Source organism: Mycobacterium persicum (assembly GCF_002086915.1).
Lineage (GTDB): Bacteria > Actinomycetota > Actinomycetes > Mycobacteriales > Mycobacteriaceae > Mycobacterium > Mycobacterium persicum.
In genome coordinates this window covers 2,224,781-2,246,728 of the sequence record NZ_MWQA01000001.1, presented here as the reverse complement: position 1 = coordinate 2,246,728, position 21,948 = coordinate 2,224,781, and the positions used below count along the sequence as shown (strand labels likewise).

24 protein-coding genes, 2 pseudogenes and 1 other annotated feature are annotated in these 21,948 nt (G+C 65.3%); of the genes and pseudogenes, 17 read left to right on the top strand and 9 right to left on the bottom strand.

The annotated features are described in order from the left end of the window. Positions 1–9: 9 nt before the first annotated feature. The 5 genes and pseudogenes from B4U45_RS10105 to B4U45_RS10090 all read left to right on the top strand — a co-directional run bounded on the left by B4U45_RS10105 (position 10) and on the right by B4U45_RS10090 (position 4,245). The gene (locus tag B4U45_RS10105) at positions 10–1,767 is read left to right on the top strand and encodes a PE family protein (RefSeq protein WP_099224492.1); all 1,758 of its coding nucleotides are present in this window, start codon (positions 10–12) and stop codon (positions 1,765–1,767) included. Positions 1,768–1,876: 109 nt separating this feature from the next. Next, a pseudogene (locus tag B4U45_RS30070) lies at positions 1,877–1,978 on the top strand (type II toxin-antitoxin system VapC family toxin); the annotation flags it as partial. Between the two features lie 382 nt (positions 1,979–2,360). Next, a complete protein-coding gene (locus tag B4U45_RS10100) occupies positions 2,361–3,518 on the top strand; it encodes a PPE family protein (protein ID WP_075546429.1) in 1,158 nt (385 codons plus the stop codon). Positions 3,519–3,636: 118 nt separating this feature from the next. Continuing rightward, positions 3,637–3,933: a WXG100 family type VII secretion target gene (locus tag B4U45_RS10095; protein WP_219859388.1), complete on the top strand. Its 297-nt coding sequence runs from the start codon at positions 3,637–3,639 to the stop codon at positions 3,931–3,933. A gap of 27 nt (positions 3,934–3,960) precedes the next feature. Then, a complete protein-coding gene (locus B4U45_RS10090) occupies positions 3,961–4,245 on the top strand; it encodes a WXG100 family type VII secretion target (protein ID WP_075546431.1) in 285 nt (94 codons plus the stop codon). A 96-nt stretch (positions 4,246–4,341) separates the two neighbouring features. Here the strand turns inward: B4U45_RS10090 and B4U45_RS10085 are convergent. From B4U45_RS10085 to B4U45_RS10065, 4 genes are all read right to left on the bottom strand, one after another. After that, positions 4,342–5,495, bottom strand: a protein-coding gene (locus tag B4U45_RS10085; protein WP_089025075.1) for an IS3 family transposase whose coding sequence is annotated in 2 segments (ribosomal slippage) — positions 4,342–5,216 and positions 5,216–5,495 — 1,155 coding nt in all. Because the reading frame shifts where the segments join, the coding sequence is not laid out codon by codon here. Continuing rightward, positions 5,095–5,223: a sequence feature (AL1L pseudoknot), on the bottom strand. It overlaps the preceding gene by 129 nt. A 484-nt stretch (positions 5,496–5,979) precedes the next feature. Next, positions 5,980–6,909 (bottom strand): Imm52 family immunity protein, encoded by a 930-nt coding sequence (locus B4U45_RS10080; RefSeq protein ID WP_131808272.1) that lies wholly within the window; start codon positions 6,907–6,909, stop codon positions 5,980–5,982. A gap of 10 nt (positions 6,910–6,919) precedes the next feature. After that, positions 6,920–8,044 (bottom strand): Tox-REase-5 domain-containing protein, encoded by a 1,125-nt coding sequence (locus tag B4U45_RS30360; RefSeq protein ID WP_371687264.1) that lies wholly within the window; start codon positions 8,042–8,044, stop codon positions 6,920–6,922. Positions 8,045–8,152: 108 nt separating this feature from the next. Continuing rightward, a complete protein-coding gene (locus B4U45_RS10065; RefSeq protein ID WP_219859387.1) occupies positions 8,153–8,446 on the bottom strand; it encodes a hypothetical protein in 294 nt (97 codons plus the stop codon). A 400-nt stretch (positions 8,447–8,846) separates the two neighbouring features. Here B4U45_RS10065 and B4U45_RS10060 point away from each other — a divergent pair, with 400 nt between their 5' ends. Then, complete coding sequence (locus B4U45_RS10060; protein ID WP_241780207.1) at positions 8,847–9,737, top strand: RDD family protein; 891 nt, start codon at positions 8,847–8,849, stop codon at positions 9,735–9,737. 18 nt (positions 9,738–9,755) lie between these two features. Here B4U45_RS10060 and B4U45_RS10055 read toward each other — a convergent pair whose 3' ends face one another. Both B4U45_RS10055 and B4U45_RS10050 read right to left on the bottom strand, forming a co-directional pair. Beyond that, on the bottom strand, positions 9,756–10,076 hold the full coding sequence (locus tag B4U45_RS10055) for a 6-phosphofructokinase (RefSeq protein WP_075546435.1): 321 nt from the start codon (positions 10,074–10,076) through the stop codon (positions 9,756–9,758). A 20-nt stretch (positions 10,077–10,096) separates the two neighbouring features. Next, positions 10,097–10,417 (bottom strand): 2Fe-2S iron-sulfur cluster-binding protein, encoded by a 321-nt coding sequence (locus tag B4U45_RS10050; protein ID WP_240316506.1) that lies wholly within the window; start codon positions 10,415–10,417, stop codon positions 10,097–10,099. Between the two features lie 73 nt (positions 10,418–10,490). Between B4U45_RS10050 and B4U45_RS10045 the strand changes: the two genes are divergently transcribed. Genes B4U45_RS10045 through B4U45_RS10030 form a run of 4 tightly spaced genes read left to right on the top strand, consistent with a single transcriptional unit; the run spans position 10,491 to position 14,629 of the window. Beyond that, a complete protein-coding gene (locus tag B4U45_RS10045; RefSeq protein ID WP_083154055.1) occupies positions 10,491–11,903 on the top strand; it encodes a class I adenylate-forming enzyme family protein in 1,413 nt (470 codons plus the stop codon). Then, a complete protein-coding gene (locus B4U45_RS10040) occupies positions 11,881–12,786 on the top strand; it encodes an acyl-CoA dehydrogenase family protein (RefSeq protein ID WP_219859386.1) in 906 nt (301 codons plus the stop codon). The genes B4U45_RS10045 and B4U45_RS10040 overlap by 23 nt, the downstream gene beginning before the upstream one ends. Beyond that, positions 12,773–13,861 (top strand): acyl-CoA dehydrogenase family protein, encoded by a 1,089-nt coding sequence (locus B4U45_RS10035; RefSeq protein WP_075546437.1) that lies wholly within the window; start codon positions 12,773–12,775, stop codon positions 13,859–13,861. The genes B4U45_RS10040 and B4U45_RS10035 overlap by 14 nt, the downstream gene beginning before the upstream one ends. After that, complete coding sequence (locus B4U45_RS10030; RefSeq protein ID WP_075546438.1) at positions 13,862–14,629, top strand: enoyl-CoA hydratase/isomerase family protein; 768 nt, start codon at positions 13,862–13,864, stop codon at positions 14,627–14,629. It abuts the gene before it with no gap. A gap of 39 nt (positions 14,630–14,668) precedes the next feature. Here B4U45_RS10030 and B4U45_RS10025 read toward each other — a convergent pair whose 3' ends face one another. Next, positions 14,669–15,556, bottom strand: a complete 888-nt coding sequence (locus B4U45_RS10025) for a proline-specific peptidase family protein (protein ID WP_075546439.1) — start codon at positions 15,554–15,556, stop codon at positions 14,669–14,671. Between the two features lie 211 nt (positions 15,557–15,767). Here B4U45_RS10025 and B4U45_RS10020 point away from each other — a divergent pair, with 211 nt between their 5' ends. After that, the gene (locus B4U45_RS10020; protein ID WP_075546440.1) at positions 15,768–16,169 is read left to right on the top strand and encodes a DUF732 domain-containing protein; all 402 of its coding nucleotides are present in this window, start codon (positions 15,768–15,770) and stop codon (positions 16,167–16,169) included. Between the two features lie 16 nt (positions 16,170–16,185). Here the strand turns inward: B4U45_RS10020 and B4U45_RS10015 are convergent, their stop codons facing one another. Together B4U45_RS10015 and B4U45_RS10010 are read right to left on the bottom strand one after the other, a co-directional pair. Further along, on the bottom strand, positions 16,186–16,449 hold the full coding sequence (locus B4U45_RS10015) for a hypothetical protein (protein WP_131808273.1): 264 nt from the start codon (positions 16,447–16,449) through the stop codon (positions 16,186–16,188). Between the two features lie 154 nt (positions 16,450–16,603). Beyond that, positions 16,604–16,981 (bottom strand): hypothetical protein, encoded by a 378-nt coding sequence (locus tag B4U45_RS10010; protein WP_131808274.1) that lies wholly within the window; start codon positions 16,979–16,981, stop codon positions 16,604–16,606. A 190-nt stretch (positions 16,982–17,171) separates the two neighbouring features. Here B4U45_RS10010 and B4U45_RS10005 point away from each other — a divergent pair, with 190 nt between their 5' ends. The 6 genes and pseudogenes from B4U45_RS10005 to B4U45_RS09980 all read left to right on the top strand — a co-directional run. After that, positions 17,172–18,323, top strand: a complete 1,152-nt coding sequence (locus B4U45_RS10005; RefSeq protein WP_075546498.1) for a thiolase family protein — start codon at positions 17,172–17,174, stop codon at positions 18,321–18,323. 35 nt (positions 18,324–18,358) lie between these two features. Continuing rightward, entirely contained in the window at positions 18,359–19,243 is an 885-nt protein-coding gene (gene meaB, locus B4U45_RS10000) for a methylmalonyl Co-A mutase-associated GTPase MeaB (protein ID WP_075546443.1), read from the top strand. 135 nt (positions 19,244–19,378) lie between these two features. Then, complete coding sequence (locus tag B4U45_RS09995) at positions 19,379–19,678, top strand: PE family protein (protein ID WP_075546444.1); 300 nt, start codon at positions 19,379–19,381, stop codon at positions 19,676–19,678. A 57-nt stretch (positions 19,679–19,735) separates the two neighbouring features. Continuing rightward, positions 19,736–19,906, top strand: coding sequence for a hypothetical protein (locus B4U45_RS09990; RefSeq protein WP_158006325.1), 171 nt, complete (start codon positions 19,736–19,738; stop codon positions 19,904–19,906). A gap of 328 nt (positions 19,907–20,234) precedes the next feature. Continuing rightward, positions 20,235–21,569 (top strand): MFS transporter, encoded by a 1,335-nt coding sequence (locus B4U45_RS09985; RefSeq protein ID WP_082275342.1) that lies wholly within the window; start codon positions 20,235–20,237, stop codon positions 21,567–21,569. A 23-nt stretch (positions 21,570–21,592) separates the two neighbouring features. Beyond that, positions 21,593–21,916: pseudogene (locus tag B4U45_RS09980) on the top strand (hypothetical protein); the annotation flags it as partial. Positions 21,917–21,948 lie beyond the last annotated feature (32 nt).

The following is a 21,948-nucleotide window of genomic DNA, read 5'->3' as shown; positions in this document are numbered from 1 at the left end:
GAGTGTTGTATGTCATTTGTGACAGCGGTACCGCAGACGTTAGAATCTGCGGCAACAGATTTAGCGGGTATCGGTTCAGCCTTGAACGACGCCAGCGCCGCAGCCGCTGCCCCAACAACGGGGATATTGGCCGCCGGCGCCGACGAAGTCTCTGCGTGGGTAGCGACGTTATTGAGTGCGCATGGCCAAGCATGGCAGGCGATGAGCCGTGATGCTGTCTGGCTTCACCAGCAGTTTGTCGATGTGCTCAATGGAAGCGCCTTTAAGTATGTGAGCACCGAGTTGGAAAATGCGGAACAACAGCTCGCAAACGCTGGGCAATGGCTAGAAAACACCGGGCAGAACGCGCTTAACACAGCCAATGCAGACAGCGTCTTCTTGTTCGGGCGCCCGATCATCGGTAACGGCGCCAACGGGGCTGCGGGGACTGGGCAAAACGGCGGCGACGGTGGATGGCTGTGGGGCAATGGCGGCAACGGTGGATCAGGTGCGGCCGGGCAGGCCGGTGGGAATGGCGGGGATGCGGGGCTGATCGGCAACGGCGGTGCTGGTGGTGCCGGTGGAACAGGTGCGGCCGGAGGGGCCGGCGGCACCGGTGGGTGGCTGATCGGCAACGGCGGCGCCGGCGGCATCGGGGGCGCGACGAACGTCGCGAACGGCACCGGTGGTGCCGGTGGGGCGGGCGGCAGGGCCTATTTGTTCGGCTGGGGCGGCGCCGGCGGAGCCGGCGGTGCCGCTTCGCTTGGAACAGGCGGCGTCGGCGGCGTTGGGGGGAACAGCGGCTTAATCTTTGGCTTCTCCGGTAATGGCGGCCACGGCGGATCCGGTATTACCGGTGGCGCTGGGGGTGCCGGGGGCACCGGAGAGGGCTTGATCTTTGGCGCGGGCGGTAATGGTGGGGCCGGCGGAACAGGCAGCATCACCGGTGGTGCTGGGGGTGCCGGGGGCACCGGAGAGGGCTTGATCTTTGGCGCGGGTGGCAGTGGTGGCGCCGGCGGAACTGGCGGCATCACCGGTGGTTCCGGAGGTGCCGGGGGCGCCGCAGAGGGCTTCTACTTTGGTCAGGGCGGTAATGGCGGCGTCGGGGGCAGCAGCGTCGGGGGCTCTGGTACCGCCGGGGCCGGAGGCACCGGTGGTAGTAGCGCCGCGATAATTGGCTTCGCAAATGCCGGAAGCGGCGGCATGGGTGGCTACGCCGTCGGTTCCGGCACCGGCGGTGCAGGCGGCCAGGGCGGCACAGGTGCAGCGTTTATCGGCGTGGGCGTGGGCGGCTTCGGCGGCTTTGGTGGTGGTTCCTTCAGCGGCACCGGCGGTGCGGGCGGCCAGGGCGGCGCAGGTGCAGCGTTGATCGGCGTGGGACAGGGCGGACTGGGGGGCTACGGTGGCTTTTCCTACAGCGGCACCGGCGGCGCGGGCGGCCTGGGCGGTGAAGGCGTCACGCTCATTGGCCTGGGCCAAGGCGGAAGCGGCGGCCAAGGTGGCACCAGTTTCTCCGGCAGTGGCGGCAACGGCGGTAACGGCGGCGACGGCGGCGGCCTGTTTACCCTCGGGATTGGTGGGGACGGCGGCAATGCCGGCGCCGGAGTCGGGCCCGCCCACGGCGGCAACGGCGGCAACGTCGGGATAATCGGCACCAACGGCTCCTTCACGCCGGCGCTCTTCGGCTTTGGTGGTAACGGCGGTAATGGCGTCAACGGTGGCGGTGGCGGCACCGGTGGCAGTGGCGGCACGATTATCGGCGCTAACGGGATGAACGGAGCTTCCTAACCGCAGAGTGCCGGCGCGGGAGGAAACCGGACACGCTCATATCCTAAGCCGCTACAGGGGCGGCCAGCAGGACGGCGGCGGGCTGTCTCGGCGCACGGTCCAAACACCTTGGATAACGCCTGCTTTGACTGAAGTCGAGTTTCCTAGAGCCATCTGCGCAGCCGCTCCAGACGGACCATCTGCCGTGCCGCCTGTGTTGGCGAGGCTCGATTAGTTCGAAATCGACCACGTCATCCGCCGGTGTCGCGACCGGGATGAGCCCTTAAAACTAATGCAGTACAAGGCGATTCGGGAGGTTACGAGAGAACAGCGTTGGGCGGTTTACGGTTTATGTGTACTACAACTGCGGTGATTGGTGCGGCTAACGACTGTAGACGTCGATATCGCTTGCAGCTCTCAATAATTCAACATATACGAACAGTGCATCGAAGCTTGGGGTTTAGCTGAATGATTCCGTCGCGGGGTTGTTCTGCGGAGTGATTTTTGGTGTCATTCGTTAGGCGCTCGGCTGCGGTGCATGACCGCGGGCGTGATGGTTGTCCGGGAATGTGATTGTCGGAGCCGTTGATTCGGCTGGTTGGTCGGAGGTTTGGATGGTGATCAATTTTTCGTGGTTGCCGCCGGAGATTAACTCCGGGCGGATGTACTCGGGTGCGGGTTCGGGGTCGCTGTACGGAGCAGCGACGGCTTGGCAGCGGTTAGCTCAGGACCTGCAGGCCTCGGCGTCGTCGTTTGATTCGGTGGTCACAGGATTAGTTAACGGATCGTGGTCGGGGCCGGCGTCGGTGGCGATGGCAGCGGCGGCTACTCCGTTTGTGGCGTGGTTGAACGCGGCCGCTGAGCAGGCACAGTTAGCGTCGGGCCAAGTTCAGGCAGCCGCGGCGGCGTTTGAAGCGGCGTTATCGGCGACGGTGCACCCCGCGGTGGTGACAGCCAACCGGACGTCATTTCTGTCGTTAGTGGCAACGAATTTCTTAGGTCAAAACACTCCCGCGATCGCTGCTAACGAGGGCGCATATGCCGAGATGTGGGCCCAAGATGTCGCCGCAATGATCGCCTATCACTCCAATTCGGTCTCTATGGCGGCGTCGTTCACACCGTTCAGCGCGCCTCCGGTGCAGTTAACGGGATTAGCCACCCAAGTCGGTGCGGCGGTGCAACCGTGGTTGCCGACCAATATCTTGACCGTCTTCGCGCCGTTGGCGGGGCTGTTTTCGGTGGCCGACGATGTGCCCGTTTCTTCGATGTTGTCGCTGGCTCAGTTTGCTTTGTATCCAGCCAGCATGATGATGTCCCCGTTGATGATGGCGTTGCAAGGCGCCCGTGGTGCCACGGCCGGATTCGGTGGCGCAGCAGCGGGTTTGACCGGGACCGAGATAGCCATGGGAGGACCTCAATTCGCTACTCCGGCCTTGGCTGGGGCAGGTAGTGGCGGCATCGCCGGTGGCGCGATGTCAGCTAGCTTGGGTCAAGCGAATTTGGTGGGTCCGATGTCGGTGCCGCAAAGCTGGCAAGGATCGCTTCCTGCTGGGTTGGCCAGCTCGGGGGTATCCGGGCTGGCGTCGAGCGTGGCACCTGTTGGTCAGGCTACGGCGGCTGCTGAGGGTATGCCGATGATTCCGCCAATGCCGATGGGCTCAAGTGCTGCTAGTACCACGCCGCAGGCGGCGGTGGGCACTCGTGGTGGTGCGGGAACCGCCCCACCGGCGGTGGCCCAGCCCAGTGTGATTCCGCGGGCTGGAGTCGGATAGAGCAGGAGGTGGTCGGCCGGGCTTTGGGGTATGTCGGTCACATCAGATCTGTGGTGTGGCGCGCCAAGGTGATTGAAATGGGTTGTTTTGATGTGATCCTGAGGAAAGGATTAATGTGATGGCTTCTCGGTTTATGACTGACCCGCATGCCATGCGGGACATGGCGGGGCGTTTCGAAATTTACGCTCAGACAGTGGAGGACGAAGCTCGCCGGGTGTGGGCGTCTTCGCAGAATATTTCGGGAGCTGGCTGGAGCGGGACTGCTGAAGCGACGTCCTTAGACACGATGAGTCAAATGAATCAAGCGTTCCGCAATATTGTGAACATGCTCCATGGAGTGCGAGATGGGTTGGCCCGCGACGCGAACAACTACGAGCAGCAAGAACAAGCATCGCAGCAGGCTTTGGCTAACTAGCGCTTTTGTCAACCAGAGGAGGAAATAGTGACGATTAATTACCAGTTCGGTGATGTCGATGCCCATGGCGCTACGATCCGGGCTCAGGCTGCAGCTTTAGAAGCCGAGCACCAAGCGATCGTGCGTGACGTATTGGCCGCTGGTGACTTCTGGGGCGGTTCGGGATCGGTAGCCTGCCAAGAGTTTATCGGCCAACTCGGTCGTAACTTCCAGGTCATCTACGAACAGGCCAACACCCACGGACAAAAGGTGCAAGCCGCAGGCAACAACATGGCCAACACCGACTCGGCGGTCAGCAGCAGCTGGGTCTAACCCCACAACAGTGCTGTGGTGGCGGCCGGACCCCATCCGCCACCACAGCACTAACGTAGTTCTGGGTGAACCGTCCCCGGTTTTGTGCACACCTCGTTACGTGTCACCGGTGTGCTCCCCGGCCTGGAGTCGAGCGTAGTACTCAGCCTCGGCTTCCGCGGGTGGGATGCGGCCCAGACGGTGCATCAGCCGGTTGGTGTTGTACCAGCTAACCCACGCTGAGGTCATGTGCTCCAGGTCGGCCAGGGTCCGGATCGGACCAGGACGAAACGGCGAGCCGTAATATATTGCAGTGTATTGACTTCCGGCATCACTATGATGAATCGTCTCGTCGAACGGATGGCCCTGGCGGCTCCGGAAAGTCGCGGCATGGCGCAGCGCACGCTCAACGAAACCGGTATCTTTGACCATCGAACATTCCCAGCCCGGGATCAGTCCGGCGTAAGCGTCGACGACGAACGCGGTGTAGCCGAACCCGCCGGTGTCGAGCGCGACATAGGTGAAGTCAGCTACCTCCAACAGGTTGGGCGCACCAACGCGCCAGCGCCGACCGACCAGGTCAGGTGCGCGGGCCGCGGCCGGGTCGCGCTCGGTGGTGCGTGGTGGGCGGCGAGCACGCATAACGCCTTGCCAGCTGTTGTGCCGCATGATCCGTTCCACCGTGCGCCGCGCCACGGGGATGCCTTGTCGTTGCAGGTGTGCCCACATCTTCAGGCTGCCGTAGAGGCTCTCCGGTGGGCGTTTCCCGTCGGCATCGGGTTGGTAGTAGCCGGCCAGGATCTCGGCGATCGTGGTGTCCCACACGGCACGTTTCGAAGGCGCGGAGGCGCGGTGCGCCCAGTAGGTGCGCGGGGCGATCGCCGTGCCCTGGATAGCAAGGGCACGGCAGATCGGTACGACCCCGAACCGCTCCTTGTGTTCGTCGATGAACGCACATATCAGCGGTGTAGCGGGTCGCACTCCCGCGCGAAGAAAGTCGTTGCGGCCTTGAGGATTTCGATAGTTTGCTCAGGCTCCCGGTTCTTCTTTCGCAGTTCCCGCAGGTCTCGACTCTCCTCGGTGGAGACTCCCGCCGCCTCACCGGCGTCGATCTCGGCTTGGCGCACCCACTTGCGCAGCGTCTCCGCGGTCATCCCCAGCCGGCCGGCGATCGCCTTCATCGCCGCGCACTCCGAGTCGTAATCATCGCGGTGTTCCCGGACCAGTCGCACCGCCCTGGCCTTGGTGTTCTCGTCGTACTTGCTCGGCATCGCGCCATCCTTGCCAACAAAGGAAGTGCGCATAAAACCGGGGACGGTTCCTCTTTCTTACGCAGTCGTTGGTGGCCAAGCGCTGACTAGCTTGGATTGGGCTCGGGTGTTGTACGTGACGGAGTGCTCCTGGGCCAGCGAGTTGGTGGGCGCGGGATTGGACTTTGCGACCGTTAGCGGATTCTCCGAGACGGAGGCGGTGAGCTTACCGCGCGGCTTGCAGCGCAAGATCGGCCGCGTCACCACGGCTGAGTTGCTGTTTCCTGGGAGCGGTCGGCTGTCGCCCGCCGATGGAGGCTGGCGTCGTGCTCCTAGTCGAAGTCTCGGACTCATCTGCGGAGTCATGCTGGGCCGGGGCGACGGGGCACAGCCCTCCGGAGCATCCTCTTGCTAACCGTTGCTCATCGTCAAACTTGTGATTCTGGCGGACTGGATCTGGAATCGGGCTACCGGCAAGGGGTCACCGGTTCGACTCAACGAAGAATTAGTCGCTGCGGTTAGCATCAGGGTTGCTTGCTGGGTAGGGGACACCGCGCATTTCCGTGCCACGTCGAGGGTCGGATTGCCCCCCGTCCGCGGGCATTACGGGGCCGCCCGGTACGACTGGTGGTGCGGGCGGACCGGCCGAGGAAGCGCCCACGTCTTGAGATGGTTCTGTCTGCTGTGTAGGCACGTCGTAACCCATCGCCCTGCGCACCTGAAGCACATCGCGAAGCGGCGGGTTAGCTGGGTCATGCCCCAGCAGCACCAACGTTCCGGTGCCGAGGCGTTCAACTGTTGCGCCAGCCGGCAACAACGCCATGTCGAATTTTACCGAATCGGAATCGCTGAGGAAATTAGCCCATCCCGCCGGATGTCCAATCAATTTCCCGAGCACATATCCGCGGCCGTCTTTGGTAGGGCGATCCGGCTCTTTTTGCTTGTTGCGAAGATTGCTGTTCGTCCAAACACCCCAGTCGGGGTCGAAGATATCCAGTAGCGCCTGCAGAATACGGTGCGCGGTCTCTGCTCTGTACAAGTATGGCGCCGATTCTTGATGGGGAAGCTCGAGCGTAACGTTGTTTAACCCGATAGCTGATGTCCCAGCGATACGGATCGACAATTTAGCAGGTGGCCGGTTGTCGTCGGAGCCGCCATTCCACCAGTGCGCCGCGTACCCGTACGGTTCGATGACTTCGTTGTTGTCCGGGCGGCGATTGCGCCCTGCCAGCAGTCGCTGCACCAAGTCGGTGTGTTCGTTGGTTACCAGCGGCTGGGCTAACGCGTCCCTTTTTGATCGGCCCCCGTCACGCCAGCCTGAAAGCACGGGATCGAGCGCGGCCAGCGCCGTCACGAGCCGCGCAACCCGATAAGCGCATTCATCCAGCGATTCAGCACGGGGTCCCCAATACACCCCCACATCCGCTTTAGGCATGCGACCCTCTCTACTTGGGCGGAACCACTATGACACTAATGGCGTATCCGTTTCTTGTCAGAAGATCTTCCACGAGCGCCGCGGTTTCCGGCTGAGCGAATACCCATTCTATCGGTGTTGTCCCTGCGACCCGTATTTGATTGTACGCCTGGTTGAGTATTCCCTGCTCTCCGGTAAACCAGGGCTTCCACTGGCCGTTTTCGGTAAACTGATCGTAATAGCTTTTGACTTCGATGAGCGTTCCGTCTGTGAATCCGTCGAATTTGACTCCGTCGACGATGTATCCCTCGGTGACGGGGTGTCCGGTGATTTGCATCTGGTATTGGGCGGCGCGATCAGACATGGATTCGGTGACCGGTTGCCAGGCGCCGGGGCCATGCGGGACCGGTGTTGGCGAGTGTGCCGGCGGTTGCCATGGCTGTGCCCAATCGGGCACCAGCCGCGATAGCTGCGCCGGCGCGGTCTCCGAAATACCCAACTTCGCCTCTAGGGCGGCCTTTCTGGCGTTGAGCGCATCAGCTTCTCGATCGTAGGCGCTGACCGCGCCAGCATCGTTGAGTGGGGGCCGCCACGAATTGTGCTTGCGGATCTCCTCCTTGAGTTGGTCATAGGCGGTCCGTGCCTGCTCAGCTGTCATACCCGACGGATCACCCGGCTGCGGTTGCTGTGGGCTGTCTTTGAAGGTGTGGTGGTCGACGGCCTGAATGTGCGGTCTGTGGTCGTGGGGTGTTTCCGGAAAGGTAGTAGTCGCGATTCCGGCGGTTGCGGCGGTGATCTTGCCGGCCACTACATGTTCGACCGCCAGCAGTTGGGTGGCGCGCTGGCGGATGTCGGCAGCGAATGCCTCGGCTTGGGCTTGGCGCGCCGCTCGCTCGGCGGCGTTGCCGCTGGCTCGGGTATCGGTCACCGAGAAGTCTTCCGCGACAGCGAAACCCGCGTTGTGAGCGTCCTCGACGGCATAGAGGACCCGGCGTTGGGCGGTGCCGATGGTTCCGGCGCCGTCCCGGGCGATCTTGCTGGCTTGGCGTAGTTGGTCGGCTTTGGCGCTTACGACTGTGAAGTCCGCGCCGATTCGCGCCCGCAGCGCGTCACCGCCGGCGCCTTCCCACACCAGGGTGTGGGATTGGTTGCGCATCTGCAAAAACACGTCTTCCCACTGATCGGCGGTCTTGGTCCAGTAGGTGGCCGCCTAGATCAAATGCTGGGTGCTCCAGGTTCGGACTTGGGAAAGGGTGGCCACCGATTACACCAACCTGGCTTGCACGGCTGCCATCTCGGCCACAGCCGTCGCTTCGTTGCTGGCATATCCCGTAGCACCGGCCCGCACCGTGCTGGCCGTCGCTTGGGTGCGGGCGGTCAACGCCGCCGCAGCCAGGTCAACCGCTGCGTGGGCACTGCCCACCGCTACGGCGGTGGGGTGAAACGGTTGCCCCGGCAAGGGCGGTGCTAAGACGGCAAGTTCGACGCTTCGCTGACTCCATTGACCCGCCGTAGCTTCTAGCTGACCGACATCGATCCGCAACTGACCCTGCTCCATCCCCGGGAAGTGTAGCGGCGGGCCTCCAGCAGCGCATCGGAGGCCGAATGACACTGCCCCCGTCGGTTGCCTGGCCATCCTTGCGCTTTGCGGGTGTCATCGCACAACGCGACAAAGTACTGGCCACCAACGCCTTACGGAACAGCCGAATGCGCATTCCCTGCTTTCCGGTCAGCAATAGCGTCGCGCCGTACAGAACTTGCGTGGAACTGGGTCGCAATCCGAGCTGCCCGCGAATCCGACCAGGGCACCGTCCGTTTCGGGTAGGGTTGCACCCACCCGCAAGTGGAAGGCTCGGCAAATGCCTGAACAGCCGCCTATGCCCCCGCCCTCCGGCTATCCACCGCCGGCACCCGCGGGATATCCACCGGCCCCGAGCCAACCCGTGCATGACTTGCCGATGGCGGCCTACGCCTCGTGGTTCCGGCGGGTAGGCGCCTATCTCATCGACCACCTGCTGGGGTTGGCGATCGGCGTGGCTCTCGGGATCGTCGGCGGGTTGATCATCGCCCGGGCCGGCGCGGGCTCACGCTTCCAGGGCGTCGTGGCGTTGATCGTCAATCTGGCGATGCTGGCGTACTGGGTCTGGAATTGGGTTTTGCGCCAAGGGATTACCGGCTCGACCGTGGGCAAGTCGGTGCTGAAGTTCAAGGTGCTCAGCGAACGGACCGGCGCGCCCATTGGCGTCGGATCGTCGATCGCGCGCTACTTCGCCCACTTTCTGGACGCGATCACCTTCGGCATCGGTTACCTGCTGCCGTTGTTCACCGCCAAGCGGCAGACGATCGCCGACATGCTCATGGATACGGTTTGCATACTCGACGAACCCCCTCGGGTGCCGAGTAGCCGCCAACCAAGACCGAGACTGCGAACGGCGCTCGGTGTCGTGGTGCTCGCTATCGCGGCCGCGCTCACCGTGCTGGCTTGTTTGAACACCACCAGCGGCTGGGTCTGCATGGGCGGCGCCCGGTATCCGCACTGCGGGCCGCAGGTATCGGTCGGCCCGATATCTTACGGCGCCCCAAAGATTTTCGATCCCTATGTCCAGGCGGCGCTGGTAACCCCGCTGTGGACCGCGGGAATCTTCATCCTGCGCCGGTACTACCGGGCGACCTACGTGCTGGTCCCGATCGCGGGCATCGTCGCGATGGTGATCTTCGCGCAGGGTCGTTACGAATGGGGTTGGCACCACAATTGGTTCGCGTTCCTGGCATGCGTTGCCGGGACCACGGCGACGTGCGTGCTGATCGCGCGAGGCATCACCCGTTCCGTTGCGGCACGCCGGGTTTAGCCAGGGATGGCCCGGCGATCAACCTGCCGGCGGATACACACTCGTCACCTCCAGCAGCCGCATCACCGGCGGGGGATCGAACTGCAGCGCGTCGGACATGTGCAAGCTGCCGGCCGAGGCAATCATGTTGTCCAGGATCGCCTGCAGGTCAGCGCCTTCGATCTCGTAGAGCGCCACGTATGGCCCGTCATCGTTGACCGGTCTGAGGCGCCGCGCCGAGACGAATCCGTCGAGCGCCACCAATTCGGGAAGGTGGACGTCGTCGTACCAGCTGTGATATTCCGGTTCGCGTTCGGGTGAGCAGGGGCGAGTCTCGACATAGATGATTCCCTTGGCCATGGTCGGTGCCTCTCTGCTGACTACTCGTAGCGCACCGTGATCGATGCGGTTTCGGGAACGCCCTGACAGGTCAGAATGTAGCCCTCGGCCACCTCGTCTTCCTCGAGCGCGTCGTTGACCCGCATGGTCGCGCTGCCCTCGACGAGCCTGGCCATGCAGGTTCCGCAGTTGCCGGCCTCGCAGCTGAACGGAGGGTCCAGGCCCGCCCGGCGGGCGCTTTCCAACAGCGTCTCGCCGGGTACCAGGGGCACCGATACCTTCTTGCGGTCGAGCTGGATCGTCACCATGCCGGACTCCGTCATGACCGCCTTCTCGAACCGACCAGCACTTGCATTCTTCATTACAGAGAATACTATTCTCATTGCGCGATAGTATCTTCTCAAGACAGTCAGTGCCCCGGGGAAGGAACCAGAAGTGACCGAGCCGGCCGCGCTCGTGGTCGAGGATCGGTGCTTCAGCCTGCGCGCGCTCGACGCAATGACCGACGATCTGGGTGCGGGCCTGCGGAAACGCGGTGTCGTCGCCGGCGAACGGGTCGCGATGATGGCGTCCAACCGGCCGGAGTTCGTCGCGGCGTTGCGCGCGATCTGGCGGTTGGGGGCGGCGGCGGTGTTGATCAGCCCCGCCTGGAAGCGCGACGAGGTCGACCACGCCCTTGCCCAGACCCAACCGACCCACGCCGTCGGCGACCAGCCGGTGCTGTCCGACCTGATGCCGATGCTGGACCTGGACGACCCGATAGCGCCCGCAGCGCCGATGACGGGATCTCCGCGGCCCGGGGACGATGCGGTGCTGGTGTTCAGCTCGGGCACCACGGGTATGCCAAAAGCCGTGCGGCACACCCATGCATCGCTCGACGCCGCCGTTCGCCAGTGGCGCGATGCGCTGCAGCTGACCGCGCACGACCGCATTCAGGTCGCCACGCCGCCGTCGCACATCCTCGGCCTGCTCAACATCGTCACCGCCGTACGCACCGGCTCGTGGGTGCGGCTGCATCCGCGCTTCGACGTCGACCGGATATTGCAACACATCGAAAACGACCGCATCACAATCGAAATGGCGGTCGCGCCGATCGCACAGGCCTTCGCGTCGCATCCGCGGCTCGACTCCTACGATCTGTCGTCGCTGCGGTTCATCATGTGGGGTGCCACACCGGTCACCGCCAGCATCGCGGAGACGGTGACCCGACGGACCGGTGTCGGCTGGGTGCCCGCCTATGGCACCACCGAGTTACCGGTCATCGCCTGCAACCCCGTCCACCAGGCCCGCCTGGATTCGGTGGGGCGACCGGTTGCCGGTGTGGACGTGCGGATCGTGTCGCCGGACACCGGCGAACCGGTCGGCTCTGGGGACGTCGGTGAGATTCAGGCCCGCTCGGCGTCGCTGATGGCCGGCTATCTGCCGGCCGCGGCCGGTGCTGAGGTGTGGTGCGACAGCTGGTATCGCACCGGGGACGTCGGCTGGCTCGACGACGAGGGTTGGCTCCGAATTACCGACCGGCTCAAGGAGATGATCAAAGTGCGCGGGTTCCAGGTCGCGCCGGCCGAAGTCGAGACCGTGTTGCACGGTCATCCGGCGGTCCGCGATTGCGCGGTATTCGGTGTTCCCGACGGCATCAACGGGGAAGCGGTCGTCGCCGCGGTCGCCACGCATACGCCCGGCAACGCCGGGGTCGCCGCCGAGCTCACCGAGCGGGTAGCGGCGAGGCTGGCGCCCTACAAACGGCTGAGCCGGGTCGTGTTTGTGCCCGACATTCCCCGCTTGCCGTCGGGCAAGGTGCTGCGCCGAGTGCTCAAGGAGCTTCATGGATGTCCGTCTGACCGCTGAACAACAGCAATTGCGCGACGCCGCAACAAAATTGGCTGACGACCTGGGGCCCGGGTCGGTATCGGACCTGGCTGGTGAGGACCGGATTGCCCGGCTGGACCGCCAGATTGCCGCGACGGGCTGGCGATCGCTACGTTCCGACGGGGCTTCAGGCGTCGAAGTCGCCATCATCGCGGAGGAATTCGGCCGCCGACTGGTCGATGCCCCGTTTCTCGGGCCGGTGCTGGCCGACGACCTGGCCCGCCACCTGGACACCGAGCGTGGCGACTCGACCATCGCCGTCGACGGCCTGGCATTCGATACCCGCGGCTATCGGCGGGCCCCGCTGCTATCGGGCACCACAGTGCTTGCGGCTGAACTAGATACGGGCCACGCCGGTGCGGACCTGACCAGGGTGACGACGGGCATTGTCGAACCGCCGCTGCCCGTCGGCGAGTTATCTGCCGACGCCGCCGGACGATGGCGAGCGCTCGCGCTGGTAGCCACCGCGGCGGATCTGGTCGGTGACGCCCGCGGCGTGCACACGCTGGCCTGCGACTACGCGAAAATCCGCGAACAGTACGGCAAGCCGATCGGTTCGTATCAGGCCGTCGCGCACCTGCTGGCCGAAAGCCTGGCCCTGATCGAAGGTTCCATCAGCATCCTGCGGCACGCCGCCTGGGCGGTCGACGAACTGGAACCGCCGGAAGCTGTTCGCGCTGCCCGGGTCGCCAAGGTGTACTGCGCGCGTGCCACCCAAACGGTCTGCGAGACCGCGGTGCAGGTACACGGCGGCATCGGCAATACCTGGGATTGTCTGGCGCATGTGTATCTACGCCGGGCCTTGACGTCGACCAACCTGTGGCCGGTGAGCCTGAAGGAGGTCGGTCGTGGACTTTCGTGATTCTCCACAGGAGGCCGCTTTCCGGGAACGACTGCGAGCCTGGCTTACCTTGCATGCCAAGGAGTTCTGCGCTACCGGCGACGAATACTGGACCCGGCAGGCCGATTGGCATCGGGCGCTCTACCGAGCCGGGTTCTTCGGGTTGTCCTGGCCGCGCGAGTACGGCGGCCAGGAGTTGCCGCCGGTCTACGACGTCATCGTCGACGAAGAGCTGGCGCGTGCCGGCGCGCCGCCGCGCCCCAGCGTGGGCTACCTGGTCTTCGGGATCGGCAGGCACGGCAACGACGCACTGCGGCAACGCTTCCTGCCCGGCATCATCGACGGCACCCAGCGCTGGTGTCAGGGCTTCAGCGAGCCGGGTGCGGGCTCGGATCTGGCGTCGCTGACCACCACCGCCACCCGCGAGGGCGACCGCTATGTGGTGCACGGACACAAGATCTGGACCAGCTACTCCGACGTCGCCGACTGGTGTCTGCTGCTGGCCCGCACCGATCGGGAAGCGCAGCGCCATCGCGGCCTGTCGGCGTTCGTCATCGAGATGAAACAGCCTGGCGTGCAACAACGTACGCTGCGCATGATGAACGGCGTCAGCAACGAATTCGGTCAGGTGTTCTTCGACGGTGCCACCGTTCCCGCGAACCGGATGGTGGGCGATCCCGGTGACGGCTGGGCGGTTGCCATGACGGTGGTCGGGCACGAACGCGAGCCGTCGACGCTGGGCTATGCGGCCCGCTACGCCAAGCTGGTACGAGAGCTGCTGGCGCACAACGATGACCCGGTACCCGACGAACTCGCATGGGCGGCGGTCCAGGCGGAGATGTTGACCCACCACGTCCGCCGAAGGCTGTCCGAACAGCTCGACGGGATCTCGCACGGACCCGAAGGATCGCTGGACAAGCTGCTGATGACGTGGGTGGAGCAATCCGTCGGACACGCCGCACTGGCCGTCGGCGGAACGCGCGACCCGGACCTGCTCAGCGCCTACCTGTACAGCCGCGCGCAAAGCGTGATGGGCGGCACGTCACAGATACAGAAGAACATCATCGCGTCGCGAATCCTGGGATTGGGAGTCTGAATGTACGACATGCCAGCAGAAATCGACGTTCGAGCCGACGGGGCGTTACGGATCATCACCCTCAACCGCCCCGATTCCCTCAACGCCGTCAACGACAATCTGCACGTCGGGCTGGCGCAGCTGTGGCCGCGTTTGAGCGACGATCGCACTGCCCGCGCCGCGGTGCTCACCGGCGCCGGCCGGGCGTTCTCGGCGGGCGGCGATTTCACGTATCTGGCCGAGTTGGCCCACGACGCCGATCTGCGCGCCAAGACCATCGCGCACGGGCGCGACATCGTGCTGGGTATGGCACGCTGCCGAGTGCCGGTGGTGGCAGCGGTCAACGGCCCGGCCGTCGGGCTGGGCTGCAGCCTGGTCGCGCTGAGTGACATCGTCTACATCGCCGAAGACGCCTACCTTGCCGACCCGCATGTGCAGGTGGGATTGGTGGCCGCGGACGGCGGTCCGCTGACCTGGCCGTTGCACATCAGCCTGATGCTGGCCAAGGAATACGCGTTGACCGGCACCCGAATTCGCGCTCAGCGAGCCGTCGAACTCGGGCTGGCCAACCATGTCGTCGCCGACCCGGTCGCCGAGGCGGTGGCCTGCGCCCAGCGAATCATGGAGTTGCCCCAGCAGGCCGTCGAGAGCACCAAGCGGGTGCTCAACATCCACCTCGAACGTGCGGTGCTGGCCAGCCTGGACTATGCCCTGTCGGCCGAACAGCAGTCGTTCGTCACGGAGGATTTCCGGTCGATCATCGGCAAGCTGACGGCGGGCAAGAACTGACGAGCGCGGCGACATTTCGGGCCGGTTTCGGCCGCGGCGTTACGCCCGCACGGGGCCGCCACGGTCATGTTCCCGCAGGAAGTCCCGCAGCAGCGCGTCGAACCGGTCCGGTTCTTCGATGAAGGGCAGGTGAGCACTTCGCTCGAAGAGCTCGAACCGCGAGCCGGCGATACGGTGGTGCATGTCGCGCATGTGTTCCGGCGAACATTCGTCATACCTGCCGGCGATCAGCAGCGTTGGCAAGCTGATCTCAGCCAACCGATCGACAATGTCCCAGGATCGGATGGTGCCGACAATGTGAAAGTCGCTGGGGCCGAACATCGTTTCGAAAATCTCGGCGCCCATGTTGCGGAATGCTTCGTAGAGTTCGACGGGCCAGGGTCGGGTGCGGCACAGATACGTCTCGTTCCAGGTGGTGATCGCGGCCTGGTATTCGGCGGAATGCGTGGTGCCGGCGGCTTCGTGGCGGTCGATGGCGGCTTGGGTCGCCGGGTCCAACGTTGACTTCAGTCGGATCACGTGGTCGGCGAACTGTGGTATGGACGCGGTGCTGTTCGAGATGATCAGGCTGACGGCACCGGACGGCACGTCAAGGACATACTGCTGGGCGAGCATCCCGCCCCAGGAGTTGCCGAAGATGTGAAAGTCATTGAGGCCCAGCGCGGTTACCACGTCATCCATTTCGGCCACCGAGCGTTGCATCGTCCACAGATCCGGATTCGGCGGGCAGTCGGAGTTCCCGCAGCCGAGCTGATCCCAGAAGATGACTTCGCGCTCGGTTGCCAGACGTTCTAGCGAGGTCAAGTAGTAGTGCGGCAGACCCGGGCCGCCGTGCACCACCAGCAGCGGAAGACCAGGTCCGCCGCCGACCCGCTTGAACCACACGTTTCCGCCCGGGACCGCGATTGTCGCCTCTGGTCGAGTCATGCCACCAGCCAACCACCGGCCCCGACGAAGGCTGTATTGCGCAGGTCCGCCGCCCGCCGGCGTGGGCCGACTCCAGCTTGCACCGGCGGTGATTCCGACTTGACACCGATCTTGCTCAAGCGGAAGGTCGATCCGACTGTACAAGTCGAGTCCGAGAGAAAGACCCGGGAATGGGAGTTTGCTCGTCGAGCAACGGTATGGGGGTGGACCTGTGAAGACCTTCACCATGATTCCGCGTGCGGTGTTTGTAGTCCTGGCATCATTTCTCTCGGTGTCGTCGATGACGCCCCCGCTGGCACGGGCCGAGGGCACTGCATGCGAAAGCCGTGGTTTCGACTTAGCAACCTGCGATCAGTACTTCCTCGATGACCTGAGAAAGCGCGGTGTCCCGTTTACGGACCCTGGGGCGGCGATCAGGATCGGTCATGGCACCGCTGACTACCTGACCCAGCACCCCACGATGAAGGGGATCACAGCCATAGCCAACAGGCTCATCAAGGATAATTCGAATGTGAATTTCACCGTCCAAAATGCGGTCAACTTCATCAAAGTCTCGGCGCATTACTACGGACCGCCGGGTTTGGAGGAGCAACTCGAGGCGGCGGCATCATAAGCCTTAAGGTGGCAGATTACTGCTGGCCTCGGTCCGCGTGAAGATCAGAGAAATCGCTCGGACCAGAAAAACCGTTCTTGATCGCCGTGGTTAGCTGTTGCGGGTTCGCAGTCGGTGCATTGCCGAGACTGTCGGGCGGGCAAGCAGTGTCGTCGGCACAGTTGAGTGCGACGGAGCCGATGCCATCGGTGGGGTCCGTGGCGGGGTCGGCCATGGCGGGCGCTGCCGCCCCGACGGCGGCGCCGAGGACGATGGCCGCGCCAACCAGTACTTTCGTCAACATAGGGTTTCTCCTAAATCGGTTGCTTGGCATCGTACGCTCCGCCGGTCTTGGCTGGCGTCGGTCGCAGGTTCCAGTCGCCCTCCGCAGCCATTGCCGGTGTGCTTTTCCGAGTCATTTCGGGTACTTGTGTGGTCCGCGCGGTCGACAGTCATTAGCCGAAGGTCGCGGGGCCGCCCAGCGAGGATCCGAACGCCATTGCCAGCCCGGCCAGATAGGTCACGATGACAATCGCGAGACCCAGCGCGGGCCAAGTCCACCTCGCAGTGGCCCTGCGGCGCGCCACGATGAGCCCGGCGATGGCGACGACGACACCGACCAGGATTCCGGCGAGGGTGACTACACCGCCCGTGGCCAAGAGGTCCGGGTTGCAGGTCCCTTCGGGCGAGACTTTGTACGAGCAGCGGGCCGCATTGTTGAAGGCGTAGGTGCCCAAGTAGGAGCCGATCGCCCCCAGCGGCACCAGGACCGTCAGGATCGGCGTTAACACGACGTCGGCGGTGCTTGGCGGGCGTACTTCATCAGGGGGCATTTGCTTGCTCCTGTGTGCAGGGGTGGTGGGTGTTGCCGGCGTTGCGCAGCCCGGGGTCGGTTCCATAGTGAACTAGCGAATGTCGCCGGGGACAATGCCTATCCCCAGGTCGCGGCATCCGTCCTTCTTGCAACTCGCACTCTCAGAATGAGAGAATAGTGTTCTCGCCAATCTGTGGATGGAGAAGACTGTGCCAGAAGCCGTCATCGTGTCCGCCCTGCGTACGCCCATCGGCACTGCCCGCAAAGGAACCCTGCGCGACACCAGCGCATTCGATCTGGCCCATCACGTGGTCAGCGAAGCCGCCGCCGGTCTCGACCCGGCACTGGTCGACGACGTGATCCTGGGCGAGGGTCTCTACGGCGGCGGCGTGATCGCCCGGCACGCGGCCATCACCGCCGGCCTGAGCCACGTGCCCGGCCTGGCGAACAATCGGCACTGTGCGGCCGGGCAGGCGGCCGTGCAGAGCGCTGCGGCCGGTGTGCGCGCGGGAATGGATCAGCTCGTCATCGCCGGCGGAGTGAACTCGGCGTCCACGTCGCCGCGGTCTCGGATGCAGATCGACGGCGAATGGGTCGACTGGTTCCCGCCGACCCACCCCGACCGGACCGACGCGCCCAACCTGGACATGTCCATAACGGTGGGGTGGAACGCCGCGGTCAAAGCGGGCATCAGCCGCGAGGAGATGGACGCGTGGGCGCTGCGGTCACACCGCAACGCGATCGCCGCGATCGACGAAGGCCGGTTCAAGGAAGAGATTGTGGCCATCGAGACGCCGCACGGGCTGTTCTCGGTCGACGAACATCCACGGCGCGACACCACCATGGCGAAGCTGGCCGCGCTCAAGCCGTTGCATCCCGAGATAGCGGGCTTCTCGATCACCGCCGGTAATGCCTGCGGCGCCAACGACGGCGCCGCCGTGCTGACCATCGCGAGCGACCGGCTGAGTGACCGGTTGGGACTTCCCGCGCTGGCCCGCATCGTGTCCTGGGCATCCGTCGGGGTGGACCCGGCGGCCACCGGCTTGGCGCCCGTCGAGGTGATCCCGAAAGTCGTTGCCCGCGCTGGACTTTCGATCTCCGACGTGGACCTGTTCGAAATCAACGAAGCATTCGCGTCGATGTGTGTGGCCACCGTGAAAATGCTCGACCTCGACCCGGACCGGGTCAACGTCAGCGGCAGCGGCTGCTCGCTGGGCCATCCCGTGGCGGCCACCGGTGCCAGGATGTTGACGACGCTGGTGCACGAACTACGCCGCCGCGGCGGCGGTATCGGCATCGCGGCGATGTGTGCCGGCGGCGGCATGGGCTCGGCAACGGTCATCGAGGTTGCGGCGGCATAGCGAGCCATAACGAGCCATAGCGAGCCGTAACGCCCATGGACATTGCCGATCTGATTGCCCGGGCGCGCAACGGATCTCCCCGCGCGACAGGTCGGCTGCTAAGCCTCGTCGAGGGAGACCGACGCGACGAGGTACTGGCCGCCATCAATGCTGCGTCGGTGTCGCAGATCCGCGTCGTCGGCATCACCGGGCCGCCGGGCGCCGGAAAGTCGACGACGATCGCGGCGCTGGTCGGCGCCTACCGGGAGCGCGGCTGCCGAGTGGGGGTATTGGCCGTGGACCCGTCGTCGCCGTTCAGTGGGGGTGCGCTGCTCGGCGATCGGATCCGGATGACCGCACACGTCGACGACTCCGACGTACTGATCCGCTCGGTGGCCAGTCGCGGCCACCTCGGCGGTCTGGCCGCCGCCGTTCCCGCCGCCATCCGGCTGCTGCAAGCCATCTGCTACGACGTCGTCCTGTTGGAAACCGTCGGGGTGGGCCAGTCGGAGATCGAGATTGCCGCCGTCGCCGACCCGACCGTCGTCATCCTCAACCCCGGCACGGGTGATGCGGTGCAGGCCGCCAAAGCGGGTCTGCTCGAGGTCGCCGACATTGTGGCGGTCAACAAGGCCGACCGAGACGGCGCCGAGCAGACCGTGCGGGATCTGCGGGCCGAAACCGATGCTCCCATCGTCAAACTCGCGGCCGCGCGCGGTGATGGCGTTGCGGAGTTGGTGGCCGCCATCGACGCACATCATCGCAGCGACAGCCGCGACCGCCGGCTCGCCCGCGCCCGCGCACTGATCCTGTCGTTGGCACACACCCGGCTGCGGGCCCGCGCGGACCTCGATCGGCTCGCCGAGTCGGTGGCCGACGGCCGCGACGATCCGTATACGGCTGCCGAGCGGTTGCTGTCCCCGCACCCGCGACCGAACTGAAACCCTGACCCAAGCGCGGCCGATCGCGCCGGCCGGAGGACACCAACTCCGTCGATCGGTGGACAGCATGATTCCGCCGGCAAAGTGCCCGCTCGCCCGACAGACATCGGAGGGGAACCACGGCACTGTTGTGTCATGTCTTTCGTGACCAATGAACCCGAGGCGCTGATCTCGGCAGCGGGGAACCTGCAGTCGATCGGTAGCGCCATGAACGCGAGTAATGCGGCCGCGATAGCTCCCATCACCGGCGTCGTACCGGCGGCCGCAGACGAGGTGTCGGCGTTGACCGCGGCTCACTTCGCTGCCCACGGCTCTCTCTATCAAGCGGTCAGCGCACAGGCCGCGGCGATTCACGAACTCTTTGTGACCACCCTCGGAGCCAGCGGCGGTTCCTATGCGGCGACCGAGGCGGCCAACGCGATCGCAGCCCGCTAAGGACCGATTCCGCAGCGATGGTGTACGGGGCGCTGCCGCCCGAGATCAATCGCGGCGTTGCCGGGCGCCGTCTCCAACGGCGCTTCCTCGCTCGTCTCCGGCGCGGCCCCCGATCTGCTGGGTGGGTTGCCGCTGGCTGGCGCGTCCGAACGGGCGGCCGCGGCCGGCAATGCCGCGCAGGACGGCATCGAGCCGCTTCGGGTGCTGCCGCAACTGATGATCGGATAGTCGGATAGCGACTCGGGTAAATACGCGCCGCTGGCGGGTCTGGGCAGCGCAGCCTGATCCGTTTTTATCCATTCCCATCCATCCGGACCATGTCCTCCGATCGGTGGACCGAGATCGCGGCGGTTTTTCGCCCGATCGGCGGAGTCGTCGCAACGCGATCATCTCTACCGTTCAATTGGTGACGAAAACCGCGGCCATCGCCGGCAGCCAACCGGTGCTGACCTCTGGTCCGGACGTCGATCTCGCTACTGCTTTGCTGCGGCTGCGAACGCTGGCCGCCAGTCATCCGCGCCGATGTGCCCGTGCCGGCCCCGGCCTGGGTCGCCGGATGTCTGATCCGAACACCTCATCCCACTCGTCCTGCCGGCACGGGCTGCCGCGCGTCATTTGGCTGCTGTTGGGCGGCAACCTGGTGGTGCGCGCGGCCGGGTTCGCCTATCCGTTCATGGCCTTTCACGTCGCCGGGCGAGGGCACGCCGCCGGCGCTGTCGGCGCGGTCCTGGCCGCCTTCGGGGTCGGTTGGGCGGTGGGTCAACTGGCATGTGGCTGGTTGGTGGACCGCACCGGCCCGCGCGCGACGCTGGCGTCCACCATGCTGGTGGCCGCCACGGTGCTGGTGCTGATGGCCCAGGCCCGCAGCGTGCCCGCATTGCTGATCGGCGCTCTGGTCACCGGCGTGGTCTACGACGCGCCGCGTCCAGTGTTGGGCGCCGCGATCGCCGAGATGGTGCCCGATCCCGCGCGGCGGGCGAAGATCGACGCCTGGCGCTTCGGCTGGATCGTCAGCATCGGCCGTGCGATCACCGGAGGTGTGGGCGGTCTGCTCGCCGGCTGGTCGGGTGTGCCCGTGCTGTTCTGGATCAATGCCATTGCGTGCGCGATGCTGGCGCTGCTGGCGGCCTGCTGCATCCCGGCCAGGGAGCATCGCCGGTCCCCGGCGGTCAGCGAGCCGGTTGCTCAGACGGCTCACATCGGTTACCGCGGAGCATTTTCGGATGCCCGGCTGGTCCTGCTGCTCGGGTCCAGCCTCGCGACACTGACGGCGGTCCGTGGTCTCTATGCCGCGGTACCCATGCTGATGGCCGACAGCGGTCTGAGCGCAGGCGAATTCGGCTGGGCGCAACTGGCCAATGCCGTTGCCGGGATTGGCCTGACCCCGGTGATGACACCGTGGCTGGGCCGAAAAGCGGCGGCCCGCCTTCGTCCGAGGCTCGACATCCTGGCCGTCGCCGGCGTGTGGACGGCGGTGAGCATGTCGGGCGCCGCGCTCGCACACACCACCCTCGGCTTCACGGTCGCCACGGCGGTCTGCACCCCGGGCGAGATCGCCTGGTTCGTGATCGCCGCCGGCATCGTGCACCGAATCGCTCCGCCCGCCAATGGCGGCCGTTACCATGGCATCTGGTCCATGACGCTGGCTATCGCTTCAGTGGTAGCTCCAATCATCGCCTCCTACAGCCTGATTCATGGCGGTCATCGCCTGGTGGCGATCGTCACCGTGGCGGTCGGGCTGACCGGCGCCGCGCTGTGTCTGCCGCTGGCCCGCGCGCTGCGCCGGTCAGCTTCAGTCCCGGCACTGAGTCACCCTGAGGCGGCGCCACTTTGCCGCACACGGCACGTCACCGGCCACGAGCAGCCGGGTCATCAACCCGCGTCGAGGTGACGGCATGGGTGCACGCGTTCCTCACGGCCGGTGTCAGTGCGGCCGCGGCGGCGTGCTCACCGGGTGAGATCGTCTGGTTCGTGGTCAGCGCCGGCATCGCCCACTGGATCACTGCGCCCGCCAGCAATGGCCGTTACCAAGGTGTTTGGTCGATGACGGCGGCCGCGGCGGTGACGGCGCCAATTCTGGCTTCCTGGAGTCTCGCACACGGCGGGCGACTGCTGATGGTCGCCACCACCGTGACCGCCGGCCTGCTCGGCACGGCACTGTGCGCACCCCTGGCACGTGTTTTGGCCGGGGCCGACATCGATGGGGCGCCGCGCAACCAGGGCCGCAAATGCTACTGAGCAGTCCGCGGGTGAAGCCGGCCCGGAGGGAC

Coding starts and splice junctions, on each gene's coding strand:
- B4U45_RS10105 (WP_099224492.1), top strand. CDS start 10: ATGTCATTTGTGACAGCGGTACCGCAGACGTTAGAATCTGCGGCAACA.
- B4U45_RS10100 (WP_075546429.1), top strand. CDS start 2,361: ATGGTGATCAATTTTTCGTGGTTGCCGCCGGAGATTAACTCCGGGCGG.
- B4U45_RS10095 (WP_219859388.1), top strand. CDS start 3,637: ATGGCTTCTCGGTTTATGACTGACCCGCATGCCATGCGGGACATGGCG.
- B4U45_RS10080 (WP_131808272.1), bottom strand. CDS start 6,909: ATGCCTAAAGCGGATGTGGGGGTGTATTGGGGACCCCGTGCTGAATCG.
- B4U45_RS30360 (WP_371687264.1), bottom strand. CDS start 8,044: ATGCGCAACCAATCCCACACCCTGGTGTGGGAAGGCGCCGGCGGTGAC.
- B4U45_RS10065 (WP_219859387.1), bottom strand. CDS start 8,446: ATGGAGCAGGGTCAGTTGCGGATCGATGTCGGTCAGCTAGAAGCTACG.
- B4U45_RS10060 (WP_241780207.1), top strand. CDS start 8,847: ATGGCGGCCTACGCCTCGTGGTTCCGGCGGGTAGGCGCCTATCTCATC.
- B4U45_RS10055 (WP_075546435.1), bottom strand. CDS start 10,076: ATGGCCAAGGGAATCATCTATGTCGAGACTCGCCCCTGCTCACCCGAA.
- B4U45_RS10050 (WP_240316506.1), bottom strand. CDS start 10,417: ATGAAGAATGCAAGTGCTGGTCGGTTCGAGAAGGCGGTCATGACGGAG.
- B4U45_RS10040 (WP_219859386.1), top strand. CDS start 11,881: ATGGATGTCCGTCTGACCGCTGAACAACAGCAATTGCGCGACGCCGCA.
- B4U45_RS10030 (WP_075546438.1), top strand. CDS start 13,862: ATGTACGACATGCCAGCAGAAATCGACGTTCGAGCCGACGGGGCGTTA.
- B4U45_RS10025 (WP_075546439.1), bottom strand. CDS start 15,556: ATGACTCGACCAGAGGCGACAATCGCGGTCCCGGGCGGAAACGTGTGG.
- B4U45_RS10010 (WP_131808274.1), bottom strand. CDS start 16,981: ATGCCCCCTGATGAAGTACGCCCGCCAAGCACCGCCGACGTCGTGTTA.
- meaB (WP_075546443.1), top strand. CDS start 18,359: ATGGACATTGCCGATCTGATTGCCCGGGCGCGCAACGGATCTCCCCGC.
- B4U45_RS09995 (WP_075546444.1), top strand. CDS start 19,379: ATGTCTTTCGTGACCAATGAACCCGAGGCGCTGATCTCGGCAGCGGGG.
- B4U45_RS09985 (WP_082275342.1), top strand. CDS start 20,235: ATGTCTGATCCGAACACCTCATCCCACTCGTCCTGCCGGCACGGGCTG.